The organism is Arthrobacter sp. Y3224198 (genome assembly GCF_059090025.1).
The window spans coordinates 134,519-148,066 of the sequence record NZ_JBNHFG010000002.1 but is presented as its reverse complement, the minus strand read 5'-3'; the positions used below and the strand labels follow the sequence as shown (position 1 = coordinate 148,066).

Annotated in this window: 9 protein-coding genes; 6 read left to right on the top strand and 3 right to left on the bottom strand. The window is 67.3% G+C overall.

Going from position 1 to position 13,548, the window contains the following annotated elements; translation table 11 throughout:
- The first annotated feature begins 385 nt into the window (after window positions 1–385).
- The 6 genes from AC5RUF_RS01890 to AC5RUF_RS01865 all read left to right on the top strand — a co-directional run bounded on the left by AC5RUF_RS01890 (window position 386) and on the right by AC5RUF_RS01865 (window position 9,653).
- A complete protein-coding gene (locus AC5RUF_RS01890) occupies window positions 386–4,456 on the top strand; it encodes a Pls/PosA family non-ribosomal peptide synthetase (protein WP_494129521.1) in 4,071 nt (1,356 codons plus the stop codon).
- Complete coding sequence (gene dapA / locus AC5RUF_RS01885; protein WP_493996863.1) at window positions 4,453–5,418, top strand: 4-hydroxy-tetrahydrodipicolinate synthase; 966 nt, start codon at window positions 4,453–4,455, stop codon at window positions 5,416–5,418. Before AC5RUF_RS01890 ends, dapA begins: the two co-directional genes overlap by 4 nt.
- 23 nt (window positions 5,419–5,441) lie before the next feature.
- The gene (locus AC5RUF_RS01880) at window positions 5,442–6,887 is read left to right on the top strand and encodes a heparan-alpha-glucosaminide N-acetyltransferase domain-containing protein (RefSeq protein WP_494129520.1); all 1,446 of its coding nucleotides are present in this window, start codon (window positions 5,442–5,444) and stop codon (window positions 6,885–6,887) included.
- Between the two features lie 38 nt (window positions 6,888–6,925).
- Window positions 6,926–7,963, top strand: a complete 1,038-nt coding sequence (locus AC5RUF_RS01875) for a hypothetical protein (RefSeq protein ID WP_494129519.1) — start codon at window positions 6,926–6,928, stop codon at window positions 7,961–7,963.
- 64 nt (window positions 7,964–8,027) lie between these two features.
- A complete protein-coding gene (locus AC5RUF_RS01870; protein WP_493998804.1) occupies window positions 8,028–8,204 on the top strand; it encodes a hypothetical protein in 177 nt (58 codons plus the stop codon).
- Between the two features lie 51 nt (window positions 8,205–8,255).
- Window positions 8,256–9,653 carry a M1 family metallopeptidase gene (locus AC5RUF_RS01865; protein ID WP_494129518.1) on the top strand — a complete coding sequence of 466 codons (1,398 nt, stop codon included), beginning with the start codon at window positions 8,256–8,258 and terminating at the stop codon, window positions 9,651–9,653.
- Here the strand turns inward: AC5RUF_RS01865 and AC5RUF_RS01860 are convergent.
- The 3 genes from AC5RUF_RS01860 to aceA form a co-directional block, all read right to left on the bottom strand.
- Entirely contained in the window at window positions 9,650–10,303 is a 654-nt protein-coding gene (locus tag AC5RUF_RS01860; protein WP_493997353.1) for a DsbA family oxidoreductase, read from the bottom strand. The genes AC5RUF_RS01865 and AC5RUF_RS01860 overlap by 4 nt on opposite strands.
- Before the next feature lie 122 nt (window positions 10,304–10,425).
- Window positions 10,426–12,057: a malate synthase A gene (aceB, locus tag AC5RUF_RS01855; RefSeq protein ID WP_494129517.1), complete on the bottom strand. Its 1,632-nt coding sequence runs from the start codon at window positions 12,055–12,057 to the stop codon at window positions 10,426–10,428.
- A 93-nt stretch (window positions 12,058–12,150) separates the two neighbouring features.
- A complete protein-coding gene (aceA, locus tag AC5RUF_RS01850) occupies window positions 12,151–13,449 on the bottom strand; it encodes an isocitrate lyase (protein WP_494129516.1) in 1,299 nt (432 codons plus the stop codon).
- Between the last annotated feature and the right edge of the window lie 99 nt (window positions 13,450–13,548).

Sequence of the window (13,548 nt, the reverse complement as noted above, 5' to 3'; positions counted from 1 at the left end):
CGGTGCCCGCCGCCCGTTTAACGGGACGGCTTAACGGCGGCGCCGGGAAGACACAGGCAATCAATGACATCTGTTTTTAACCTGTTGGAAATCTGAGAAAAGCCTGTGAAGCCGGGGGCTGCCCCAATACCTGCCCCCTGTTCCCCCGGAAGGGCGCGGAAGCTGCCCAAGGGCCGTGGAGAAGTCGAGTAGCGCTGTGAGTAGTCGGACCTACAGCCGGCGCGGTTAAGGGGTACATAGCGGCTTCCATGACGCCCGGGGTACTCGTGCGCCGGCCGACCGGACTTCCTATCGTTTCAGCTCGGTCCCGGCCTTCAGCCGGGCGAGAGTGCGTGGTCCGTCCGGCCACGGATATGAGCTGCATCAGCAGGGAGAACCGCTTTACATGAATATGCCCGAAAACCCCCAGGGTCTGGCGGCCGAACCAGAGGCCATTCGCAGCGCCGGACCCAGCAACAAAACCCACCTCCGCACCGCCGGAACCTCCACCGCTACATCTGCCACCGCCATGATTTCCGATCCGCCCCCCGTTTCCGCTGACGCAGCGGTCTTCCACGGAGGCCGCACACCCGACCAGCGCACCCTTGTGGACATTCTGTCCGAGACCGTTTCCGCCTATCCCGGGGCACCGGCCATCGATGACGGCACGGTGTCCCTGAGCTACGCCGAACTTGAATTCGAGGTCCAGGCACTCGCCCGCCGACTCTGGGCCGGCGGCATCGGCGCCGGAGACCGTGTGGGGATCTATGTACCGTCCGGCTCCGCGGACCTCTACGTTGCCATCCTCGGGGTGCTGTACTCCGGCGCGGCCTATGTGCCGGTCGATTCCGACGAACCTGCCGGCCGCGCGGATGTGGTCTGGACGGAAGGCGGGGTCTGCGCCGTTATCGAAGCCGGGCTGAACCTGAACTTCCTTCAGGGCGTCCCCGCGGGCGGGCACAGTCCCCACCCCCATCCGGAGGACGACGCGTGGATCATCTTCACGTCCGGGTCCACCGGCAAACCCAAGGGTGTTGCCGTCACCCACCGCTCCGCGGCAGCCCTGGTGGATGCTGAATCCTCGCTTTACTGCGTGGAGGCGCCGCTGTGTCCCGGTGACCGGGTGCTGGCCGGACTTTCCGTCAGCTTCGACGCCTCCTGCGAAGAGATGTGGCTCGCCTGGGCGCACGGCGCCTGCCTGGTCCCTGCGCCCCGCTCCGTGGTCCGCTCCGGCGCGGACCTGGGTCCCTGGCTGGTGGAGCGGAGGATCACCGCGGTGTCCACCGTGCCCAGCCTGGCGGCACATTGGTCCACCGACACCCTGGAACGGGTGCGGCTGCTGATTTTCGGCGGCGAGGCCTGTCCCGAGGACCTGGTCCGCCGGCTGCTCGGCTCAGGCCGGGAAGTCTGGAACACCTACGGTCCCACGGAAACCACGGTCATCGCCTGCGGGGCGCTCCTGGACGGACAGCCGCCTGTACGGATCGGCCTGCCGCTGGCCGGCTGGGACCTCGCCGTCGTCGGTGCGGACCGGCAGCCGGTGAAATGGGGTGAGGTGGGCGAGCTGGTGATCTCCGGCGTCGGAGTGTCACGCTACCTGGACCCGCAGAAGGACGCCGAGAAGTTCACTCCGCTTCCCGCCCTCGGGTGGGAGCGCGCGTACTTCAGCGGTGACCATGTCCGGGCCGAGCGGGAGGGCCTGGTTTTTGTTGGCCGGGTTGACGAACAGATCAAGATCGGCGGACGGCGGGTGGAACTGGGGGAGCTCGACGACGCCCTCAGCCGCCTGCCGGGGGTCGCGGCCGCCTCCGTGGCGGTCCACGCCACCAAATCGGGGAACAAGGTGCTGGCTGGGTATCTGCTGCCGGCGGCCGGCGTCTCGCTGGACCTTGCCGCGGCACGGGCGCAGCTGGCAGAGCATCTGCCCGCCGCCATTGTTCCGTCACTTGGCATTGTGGACGAGCTGCCGCTGAAGGCCTCCGGCAAGGTGGACCGCAAGTCACTGCCCTGGCCGCTGCCCGCCGTGGAAACGCCGGCCGACGTCCGGGTGGAACTGAACGCGGACCTGCGCTGGCTGGGCCAGCGGTGGACGGACCTGCTGGGGCCGCTGCCGCTGACCGAGGAAAGCGATTTCTTCGCCCTTGGCGGGGCGAGCCTCTCAGCGGCCCAGCTGGTTTCCGCGCTGCGCGAGCGGTATCCGAAGGTCTCCGTGGCGGACATCTACGAGCATCCGAGCCTCAGCGGCATGTCGGAGCACCTGGCGTCCCTGCGTGATTCCGAGCTGGATGTGCGGCCTACGCCGGAGTCGCCCTGGTGGCTGGGGCTTGCCCAGACGCCGCTGATTCTCGCGCTGTACGGGATTACCGGCCTGCGGTATGTCACCGGCATCGCCGTGGTCTGCATGGTGATGTTCCATGTGGTGGGCAGCCCGTGGACCCCGGACCCGCCGCTGGCCCCCACCCTGGCCGCCTGGATTGCCCTGTACAGCCTGCCGGCCCGGATGCTGGGTGCGGCGGTTGCCAGCCGGGTGCTGCTGCTGGGTATCGGTCCGGGCATCTACCCCCGCGGCGGCAGTACGCACCTGCGGCTGTGGGCAGCGGAACGGATTGTGACCTACTGCAAGCTTGAACCCATCATGGGCACCCCGCTGGGAACCTGGTACGCCCGTGCACTTGGCTGCCGGATCGGGGAGGACGTGCACCTGGACGCCATGCCGCCGGTGACCGGTTTCGCTTCGATCGGCGACCGCGCCTCCATCGAATACGAGGTGGACCTGGCCGGGCACTGGATCGAAGGCGGACAGCTGCATATCGGTGCCGTGCACGTAGCCGAGGACGCCCGGATCGGCACCCGATCCACCCTGATGGGCGGAGCGAAAGTGGGGCGCGGGGCGGAAACCGAACCCGGAACACTTGTTTCCGGCGAGGTTCCGGCGGGAGAACTCTGGGCCGGATCACAGATGCGCAAGGTGGGCACCGCCGGGGAAGATTGGCCCGCCGAGCCCGCACCCACGGCCGAGACCCCTGTTACGCGGCTGCTGTACCCGGCGGCGCTGGCCGGAACCGGACTGATGAACCTGATGGCACTGGTTCCCGGTTCGGCCCTGATGCTGTGGCTCCTAAACGGCGTCGAGTCCTTTGCCGCCGCCCTGTGGATCCTGGCCCTGTGGGCGCCGGTCTTCGTGGTGTTTTCCATGGCCACCTACCTGGCGCTGATCGCGGGCGTGGTCCGGGCAGTTTCGCGGCTGATGCCGGCCGGACTGCATCCGGCAAACGGACTGGCGGGCTGGGCCTCCTGGCTGAGCACCCTGCTGCTCAGCCGTTCCCTGATCACCATGTACCCGCTGTACGCCAGCGTGCTGACACCGGCCTGGCTGCGGCTGCTCGGAGCCAAAGTGGGCCGGCACGTCGAGATCTCCACCATGGAAACCGTGCCGCACCTGACCGAGCTGGGTGACCGCTCCTTCCTGGCGGACCATTCCATGGTGTCCATGCGTCGCGTCCGCCGGGGATGGCTGCACCTGGGGCCGGCCAGCGTGGGGGAGAAATCCTTTGTGGGCAATTCCGCGATCGTGGGGCCGGACATTTCCGTGCCGGAGAATTCCCTGATCGCCGTGTTGTCCTCCGCCCCCAAAGAGATGCCCGCAGGTACCTCCTGGTTCGGCCGGCCTGCCGTGGAGCTTCCCCGCCCGGTACAGGTGGGCGACAGTTCACGCACCTATGATCCTCCGCGGCACCTGTTGGTTGCCCGCAGCGCCGTCGAGGCCTGCCGGATCTTTCCTGCCGTGATCACCGCCTGGCTGGCCCTGGCCACGGTATGGGTGCTGGCCTTCCTGTATGACAACTTCGGGTTCCTCACGGCCGTGTTCTGGTCCGGACCGGTCCTGCTGCTCAGCGGTATCGCCGCCGCACTGATTGCCGTGGCCGCCAAGTGGCTCCTGGTGGGCCGGTTCGCGGCCACCGAACATCCGCTGTGGAGCTCGTTCGTGTGGCGGAATGAACTGGCGGACGTCTTTTCCGAGTCGCTGGCGGTGCCCGGACTGGTCCGGATGAGCCTGGGCACGCCCATGCTGAACGCCTGGCTGCGCTGGATGGGTGCACGGATCGGCCGGAGTGTCTGGTGTGAAACCTGGTGGCTGCCGGAGTTCGACCTGATCGAGGTGGGCGACGGAGCCAGCATCAACCGCGGAACCGTGCTGCAGACCCACCTCTTCCATGACCGCATCATGCGCTTGGACGAGGTCCGGCTTGAAGACGGAGCCACCCTCGGGCCCAACAGCATTGTCCTCCCGGGCAGTGCCATCGAAGAGGGCGGCACCGTTGGCGGATGCTCGCTACTGATGCGCGGCGAGAGTGTTCCGGTCAACAGCGCCTGGTGCGGCAACCCGTTGGCGCACTGGGACCAGAGCCGTCCCACCCAGAGGCGGGCGCGCCACCGCAAGATGAACCAGTACAAATCGGCAGGAGCAAGGGTATGAACGCACTCGGCACCGACACGGAATCTGTCTTCCGGCGGTTCGGCCGGATCCTGACGGCCATGGTTACCCCCATGGATGAACACGGCCGGCTGGACCAGAACGGCGCCGAGGAGCTGGCCCGCCGGCTCCTGCAGGACGGCTGGAACGACGGCGTGGTGGTCAACGGCACCACCGGTGAATCCTTTGCGACGTCGGACTGGGAAAAGGCGTCCATGATCCACTCCGCCAAGCGGGTCACGGCCGGAACCGGACGGCGGGTCATCGCCGGAGTGGGGTCCGCGGACACCCGGCACAGCATCGCGCTGGCCCGTGCCGCCGCCGAGCAGCAGGCGGACGGGTTGCTGGTGGTAGCCCCCTACTATTCGCGGCCGTCGCAGAAGGGCCTGCTCCGCCATTTCGAGGCCATCGCCGACAGCACCGACCTGCCGGTGATGCTGTACGACATCCCGGCCCGCACCGGCGTCGCCATTGCCCCGGAGACGCTGGTGGCGGCGGGCCGCCACCCCAACATCGTGGCGGTCAAGGATGCCAAGGGCGATCTGGCTTCATCGTCGTGGGTCATGAACCACAGCAATCTCGTTTATTACTCGGGCGACGACGTGCTCAACCTGCCGTTGCTGTCGATCGGGGCCGTGGGTGTGGTTTCGGTTGTCGGGCACGTGGCTGCCCACCGGCTCCGCGCGCTGGCTGACGCTTTTACGCAGGGACGGGTGGATGAAGCGCTCCGGATTCACCGGGAACTGCTGCCGGTCTACATCGGTATGTTCCGGTGCCCGGGAGCGGCCTCCACCAAGGCGGCGCTGCGGGAACTTGGCCTCCCCTCCGGACCCGTCCGCGGACCGCTGGCGGAGCTCGACGACGGCGAAACCGCGCTGCTGCTCGCAGACCTGGCTGCCGCGGGTCTGTCCACCACGGTTGCGCCGCGCCCCGCAGTACCCGATGCTCTAGCTCCAACGCATTGAGCGGACGCCTAAAGGAAGGGGGGATGGCGATGAACAACGCGGCACGGCAGGAGACGGCAAAGCGCCGGATTGAAGGCGTGGATGCGGCCCGGGGCTTGGCGCTGGTGGGCATGATGGCCATCCACGTCCTGCCCGGCTGGAACGACGACTTTGAACCGACCTTTTCCTGGCTGGTGTTTGCCGGCCGCGGTGCCGCCCTGTTTGCCCTCCTGGCCGGGGTGTCCCTCGCTTTTATGTCCGGCGGGCAGTATCCACCCTCGGGAAAGTACCTGAAGGCGGCGAGGCTGGGGCTTGGCGTCCGTGCCGTCCTGATCTCCGTCATCGGACTGCTGCTCGGATACCTGGTGATAAATGCCCAGGTGATCCTGGTCTACTACGGCGTGATGTTCCTGCTGGCCCTGCCGCTCCTTCGTCTCCGGCCCCGGACCCTGTTGCTCCTATCCGCCGGGATAGCCCTGACCGCCCCCGTACTGATGCAGGCCACCAGGGACTCACTGGCGGACATGGGTGGAGTGGAACCAAACTTTTCCACGCTGGCCGAATCCCCGGGGGACGTGCTGGGCCAGGTTCTGCTCTCCGGTACCTATCCGGCCCTTCCGTGGATGGCATACGTCTGTGCCGGATTGGCCATTGGCCGGATGGATCTCGGCCAGCGGGCCGTCCAGCTCCGGCTGGTCCTGTCGGGAGCCGGGCTGGCCATTGGAACCGCAGTCCTGTCAGCGCTCCTGCTGGGACCGGCCGGCGGCCGCGGACAACTGGTGGACGCTGCCTCGGTATGGTCCGACAACCCCGAAGAAGCCGTCAGCGACATCCTCATTTGGGGGCCTGATCCCACCCTTCCCACCGACTCCTGGTGGTGGCTGGCCAGCCTCACACCGTACTCCAGCACTCCGCTGGTCCTGCTCAACACCATCGGCACCGTTGCCGGCGTCCTCGGGGTGCTCCTGCTGCTCAGCGGCGTGGCAGCCGGCCTGCTCCGGCCACTCGCTGTCCTGGGGAAAATGACCCTCACGTTGTACTCCCTGCATTTGCTGCTCCTGGCCACCGGCATGCTTGAAGACCAGCCGCACCTCGGGCTTATAGTCCAGCTGATTGTCGTGGCAGCCTTTGCCTACGCCTGGCAGCGGTTCAACCCGCAGGGCCCGTTGGAGAAGACGGTAGCCGAAGCTTCGAAGTGGGTCCGCGGAAAGTACCTCGAACGGGGTGCCAAACCGGCGGCAGCACATCGGGCCGGAGCCGATCATGCCGGGGCCGACCATGCCGGGAACAACGCTGCCGGGGGTCGCAGTGCAGGAGTCTTTGCGGATTCCGTCCGCCCGCTGCCTTCCGCGCCCCCGCTGCCTTCAGCGCCCCCGCCGTCCGCCGCAGCTAAGCTGCCGCTCGCCGCGCCCCCGCCGTCCGCCGCAGCTAAGCTGCCGCTGGAGACGGAAGGCCGCGGCCGGCACAGAAACCATGGACAGCACGGTTGATGCCGTTGGCTTCATGGCGGCGAATCGTACAGGCGTTGATGACGGCTGCCCTCGGCTCACTCCTGCTGGCGGCACCGGCAGCACCCGCCGCGGCATCGGACCATGAAGCGGACCCCTGCCTCCGGCTGAGCGCGGGGGAGGTGAGGTATGACGTGGCGGACGCCGATCGGGTTACCTTCGCCACGGCGGAAAAGTACGGCGTCACAAAAACCCTGCTCACCGGATGCGTGCGCCGCGGGACCGGCTACGAACAGGAATGGCAGACGTGGGGGTTCAGCGGCCGTAACGGCTTTGCACCGGCCGGGAGCATGTGGGAGAACACCCTGTACTCGCCGACCGGTTCCTTCACCTTCACCGAAGCGCTGGGACGCAGCAACCCCGGAACCGCACTGACCTACTACACCCTGAAACCGGGATCACGGTGGGGCGGGGAACACGGAACCACCTACAACCAGTACTTCGAGGGCACCGGCGGGCCGGCGGATGAAGATCTGTGGCGGTACATGGAACAAGGACTCTATGAGCAGGCGGCGGTCATTAACTGGAATCGTCCGCCGGACATGCCCACCCGTCAGGGCGCCTCTTTCGCCATCTTTTTCCACGCCGGATACGCCCCCACCTGGGGGTGCATCTCCACGGACCTGTCCACGGTGGTGCGGCTGCTGAAGACCGCCGTTCCAGGGGACCGGATAGTCATGGGGACCGTGGACGACGTTTTCACTGAGTCCACGGCGGCCTCCGACGCCGCGGCATCCGCGGCGGCGAGGGCCGAGGAGAAAGCAGAAGCGGCGGAAGCCCGGACCGACGCCATGACCACCGGCGCTGCAACCCTGGCGGCGCTCGCCGTGTTCGCGTTGCTGGTGCGGTCGGCCTTCCGCCGGATGGGCCGCAAACACGCCCAGGCATGGGCGCGGGCCGGGGCGCCGCACAGCCCGGCGGATGCAACGGCGCAGCAGCATCCGCCCGGGCCGTCGTCGTCCGGGTCGCCTCCAACCGGGTCCCTGCCGGAGGAAGCAAAGTACACCGGCATGCAGGATTCCCGCACTGGCGGGCCCTCAGGCAACCTGCGTCGCTGACCCAGGGGCTTCCTCCTTTAGACTGCAAGGTGTGAGCCAAACATCTGCCGCCGGGAACGTCTGAATGGACGCCGAAGCAACGGATGCCGGCCGGAAGCTGTACGAGGAGCGCATGGCGTTCCTGCCCGGGCTTTGGATGCCGGAAGCTCCGCCGTGGGAGGACCTTTCGGAAGAGGACCGGCAACGGTGGATCCGGACCGCCGCGGAACGTCCGGATAACGCAGCGGACCCGGACGAATAGCATCGCGGATTACGCGTACGCCCGCCGCCGCGGCATGGCAGGCTGGCCGGCATGCAGCAGGCCGGACAGCAGCAGCCCACCCCCGACTCCTACACCCCGACCCACGGCAGCGCAGAAGTGGGTATCGGTCACTATGACCTGAGCCTGGATTACCGTGTCCGGTCCAACCGGCTGAAGGCCGTGGCCGTCCTGACCGGGACCGTCCGGGACGCGGCGGGCACCGCCCCTGACGGGACAGGCCCCCGCCTGGACCGGATCAGCCTGGATATGGCGCGGCCGCTGCGGGCGGAGGAGGTACTGCTTTGGTGCCTGGACGCGGACAGCGGCGCCGGCACCCCGGTGGCCGTGAGGTCCTTCCGGCAGCACCGCGGGAAACTGGAAATACGGCCCGAACGGCCGCTGGGTGGGGGGGAAATGTTCCGGCTGTCCATCCGGTACCGGGGTAAACCGCGGCCGGAGGAGGGCCGGTGGGGCGACGTCGGCTGGGAGGAGCTGACCGACGGGGTGCTGGTGGCCGGACAGCCGACCGGTGCGCCGTCGTGGTTTCCCTGCAACAACCTGGTGGCGGAAAAGGCGACGTACCGCATCGGCGTCAGCGTGGAGGCGGGGTACCGGGTGGCCAGCAACGGGTCCCTGGTCTCGCGGGTCCCGGGTTCCGGGCAGGAAACCTGGATTTTTGAGCAGTCCGAGCCGATGTCCGCGTATCTGGCGACCGTGCAGATCGGACGGTACCGTCAGCTGGACCTTCCCGGGCAGGTACCGCAGTCCGTCCTGGCTCCGGCCTACCTGGCCGGGCAGGCCCAGGCCACGCTGAGGCGGCAAGACGCGATGATGGTCCTGTTTTCCGAGCGTTTCGGGCCCTATCCGTTCGGCAGGTACACAGTGGTGGTAGCTGACGACCGGCTGGAGATGCCGCTGGAGGCACAGTCGGTGTCGGTGTTCGGGCACAACCATCTGGGAACCGGGGCGGAGCAGGAGGCCCTTGCGGCCCATGAACTGGCCCATCAGTGGTTCGGAAATTCGGTCACCGCGCGCAGCTGGCAGGACATCTGGCTGCATGAAGGGTTCGCGACGTACGCGGAATGGATGTGGGCCGAGGCCGCCGACGGCGCCGACCCGGACCGGCGGGCACGCAACGAACTGGCCTGGCTGCGCCGCCAGCGGCAGGACCTGCGGCTGGCCGACCCGGGACCGGCGGGCATGTTCGATGAGCGGGTCTACCGGCGCGGCGCCCTGGCCCTGCACACCTTGCGGCGGGCGGGCAGCGACGCGGTGTTCTTCTACCTTGTGCAGGAGTGGTGTTCCCGGTATCGGCACAGCTGTGCCGATACCGGGAACTTTCTGGACCTCGCCGACGGTATCTATGCCTCCGCAGGCGTTTCAGCGTCGGGGCTGCTGGCCCCCTGGCTTTACGGTCCGGAGGTGCCCGACGACGCCGGGCCGGCCTAGGCCGGGTGCGTCTCCTGCCACGCCTGGTCCAGTGCGGAGGCGAAAAGATCCGTGGGCTGCGCACCGGAGATGCCGTACTTGTCGTCGAGGACAAAGAACGGCACGCCGCTGATGCCCAGCGAGCGGGCCTGAGCGATGTCCGCGTTGACGTCCTCGGTGAACTCCTCCCCGGCCAGCATGGCGCGCACCCGTTCCGGGTCCACACCTACCCGGCCGCCGATCTCCGCCAGCGTGTCAGCCGAACCGATGTCCTGGCCCTTCTCGAAGTGGGCCGAGAGCAGGGCCTCCTTGGCGGCGTCGGCGGCTGCATTGCCGCCCTCCGCGCGCGCCAGATGGATCAGCCGGTGCGCGGAGAAGCTGTTGGCCACCACGAGGGAATCGTAGTCATATGAGAGTCCCTCACCGGCTGCCTGGACAGTGACCTGCTCGAGCATCCCGGCCAGCTGGGCTGGGTCGATGCCCTTGCGTTCGCTGAGGTACTGCACCTCGGTGCCCTCGTAGTGGTCGGGCAGGGTGGGATCGAGCTGGAAGCTGCGCCAGCGGACGTCCACCTCGTCCCGGTGCGGGAAGGCAGCCAGGGCAGCCTCGAAGCGGCGCTTGCCGATGTAGCACCAGGGGCAGGCAATGTCGGACCAGATTTCAATCTTCATATCACCTCACAACGCGCAAAGGACCGGGAGCCATTCCCGCAGCGAAAACGGTGCGGGAGGCTCCCGGCCCCTGACGGTGCGGATACTGAAGCGGTATCCGCACCAACCCCTACCCCCAGGGGTTATGCCGGCGCCAGCTCCTGCGCTTCGTGCAGGAAGCGGGCGTAGGCAGGCACGGTGAGGAAGGTCGGGAAATGCTCCCCGCAGGCCACTTCCTCAAAGAGTTCGCGGGCGTCGTTGAACCGGTCGCCGTCGAAACGCTGCAGCTTGCCGAACTCCTCGTCCAGGAGTTCCTCCACCCACTGATGCGTCACGATCTCGCCCTCGTCGGTCACCGCGGAGGTGTGGATCCACTGCCAGATCTGCGAGCGGGAGATTTCCGCGGTGGCCGCGTCCTCCATCAGGTTGTTGATGGCGGCCGCGCCGTTGCCGCGCAGCCAGGACTCGATGTAGCGGATGCCCACCTCGATGTTGCTGCGGATGCCGGTCTCGGTGATGACACCCGGCGTGGAGGCGATGTCCAGCAGTGCCTTGTCGTTGGGGACTACGTCCCCGCGCGTCTTTTCCAGCTGGTTCGGGCGGTCGCCCAAGACGCCGTCGAACACCTCCATGGCCACCGGCACCAGGTCCGGGTGAGCCACCCAGGAGCCGTCGAAACCGTCGCCGGCCTCGCGGGTCTTGTCGGCGCGCACCTTCTCCATGGCGACGTCGTTGGCTGCGGCGTCCTTGCGGTTGGGGATGAAGGCGGCCATGCCGCCGATGGCGTGTGCCCCGCGGCGGTGGCAGGCACGCACCAGCTGCTCGGTGTAGGCACGCATGAACGGCGCGGTCATAGTCACCATGTTGCGGTCCGGCAGCACGAACCGGGGACCGCGGGTACGGAAGTTCTTGATCACCGAGAAGATGTAATCCCAGCGTCCGGCGTTCAGGCCGGCGGCGTGGTCGCGCAGTTCGTAGAGGATTTCCTCCATCTCGAAGGCGGCGGTGATGGTTTCGATCAACACCGTGGCGCGGATGGTGCCCTGGGGGATGCCCAGCAGGTCCTGCGCCAGCACGAAGATGTCATTCCACAGCCGGGCTTCGAGGTGGTTTTCAATCTTCGGCAGGTAGAAGTAGGGGCCGCGGCCGGAGGAGATCAGCCGCTGCGCGTTGTGGAAGAAGTACAGGCCGAAGTCCACAATGCCGCCGGCAATCGGGGTGTTGTCCACCAGCATGTGCTTTTCGGGCAGGTGCCAGCCGCGGGGCCGGACCACGATGGTGGGCAGGTCCGTCAAAGAGGAACCGCTGAGCTTGTATTCCTTGCCTTCGGGTGAGGTGAAGTCGATGCGGCGGTCCAGGGCGTCGCGCAGGTTCAGCTGTCCGTTGATCACGTTGGACCACGACGGCGTGGAGGAGTCCTCCATGTCCGCCAGCCAGACCTTGGCGCCGGAGTTCAGGGCGTTGATGGTCATCTTGCGGTCCACCGGCCCCGTGATTTCCACGCGGCGGTCCTCCAGACCGGGAGCGGTGGGGGCCACACGCCAGGAATCGTCTTCGCGGATGTTGCGGGTTTCGGGCAGGAAGGCGGGGTCCGCGCCGTTGGAGATCTGCGTCCGGCGGGCCTGACGCTGCTGCAGGAGTTCCTGCCGGCGCGTGGCCGTGGCCCGGTGCAGCGCCTTGACGAAGTCCAATGCCTGCGGGGTGAGGATTTCCTCCTGGCGCCGCACAGCGGGGGCGGTCAGGGAAATGCCGTTCAGGGTGATCGGGTCATTCATGGCGTTCTCCTTGGGAAATTCAAAAAATCAAAGGGTGTGGGTGTGATGCTGCGGGGCGGGTAACCGCCCCGCAGCAAGCCCCGGATGCAGGGCTTAGTGGAACTGGCTGGACTCGGTGGAACCGGCAAGGGCCAGGGTGCTGCCCTCGGGGTTCAGCGCGGTGGAGATGGCATCGAAGTAGCCGGTGCCGACCTCGCGCTGGTGCTTGGTGGCGGTGTAGCCGCGGGATTCGGAGCCGAACTCCTTCTCCTGCAGTTCCACGTAGGCGCTCATTCCGGTCCGGGCGTAGCCGTGGGCCAGATCGAACATGGAGTAGTTCAGGGCGTGGAAGCCGGCCAGGGTGATGAACTGGAACTTGAAGCCCATGGCACCGAGTTCGCGCTGGAACTTGGCGATGGTGTCGTCATCCAGGTGCTTCTTCCAGTTGAAGGACGGCGAGCAGTTGTAGGCCAGCATCTGGTCCGGGAACTCGGAGCGGACGGCTTCGGCGAACTTGCGGGCCATCTCCAGGTCCGGGGTGCCGGTTTCCATCCAGATGAGGTCCGAGTACGGCGCGTAGGCCTTGGCCCGGGCGATGCAGGGCTCAATGCCGTTGCGGACCTTGTAGAAACCTTCGGCGGTGCGCTCGCCGGTGATGAATTCCTGGTCGCGCTCGTCGACGTCGGAGGTGATCAGCGTGGCTGCCTCGGCGTCGGTACGGGCGATCACCACGGTGGGCGTGCCGGCGACGTCGGCCGCGAGGCGGGCAGCGTTGAGGGTGCGGATGTGCTGGCCGGTGGGGATCAGGACCTTGCCGCCGAGGTGGCCGCACTTCTTCTCCGAAGCGAGCTGGTCTTCCCAGTGAACACCGGAGGCGCCGGCCTGGATCATGGACTTCATGAGCTCGTAGGCGTTGAGCGGGCCGCCGAAGCCGGCTTCGGCGTCGGCCACGATCGGCACCAGGTAGTCATCCACGCTCTGGATGCCTTCGGCGAACTCGATCTGGTCGGCACGCAGCAGGGCGTTGTTGATGCGCCGGACCACGGTGGGCACCGAGTTGGCCGGGTACAGGGACTGGTCCGGGTAGGTGTGGCCGGAGTTGTTCGCATCGGCTGCCACCTGCCAGCCGGAGAGGTAGATGGCCTTCAGGCCGGCCTTGACCTGCTGCACCGCCTGGTTGCCGGTGAGGGCACCCAGGGCGTTGGTGTAGCCTTCGTCGCCGGCGTTGCGCAGCTGGTCCCAGAGCTTCTCGGCACCGCGGCGGGCCAGGGTGTGCTCCTCCTGGATGCGGCCGCGCAGCTTGACGACGTCTTCGGCGGTGTAGTCGCGCTCAATGCCTGCCCAACGGGGGTCGCTGGCCCATTCCTGCGTGAGCTGTTCTGCCGTGGGGGCGGTGTTCTGGTCCTGGCTCATTGCTAAATCTCCTTGAATTCATCTCATTCGTCCCGGCCGCTTCAACCGGAATTTCCTGCTGTGAACTAAGCCTGTGCCAACAACAACCCCTCTTCTAGG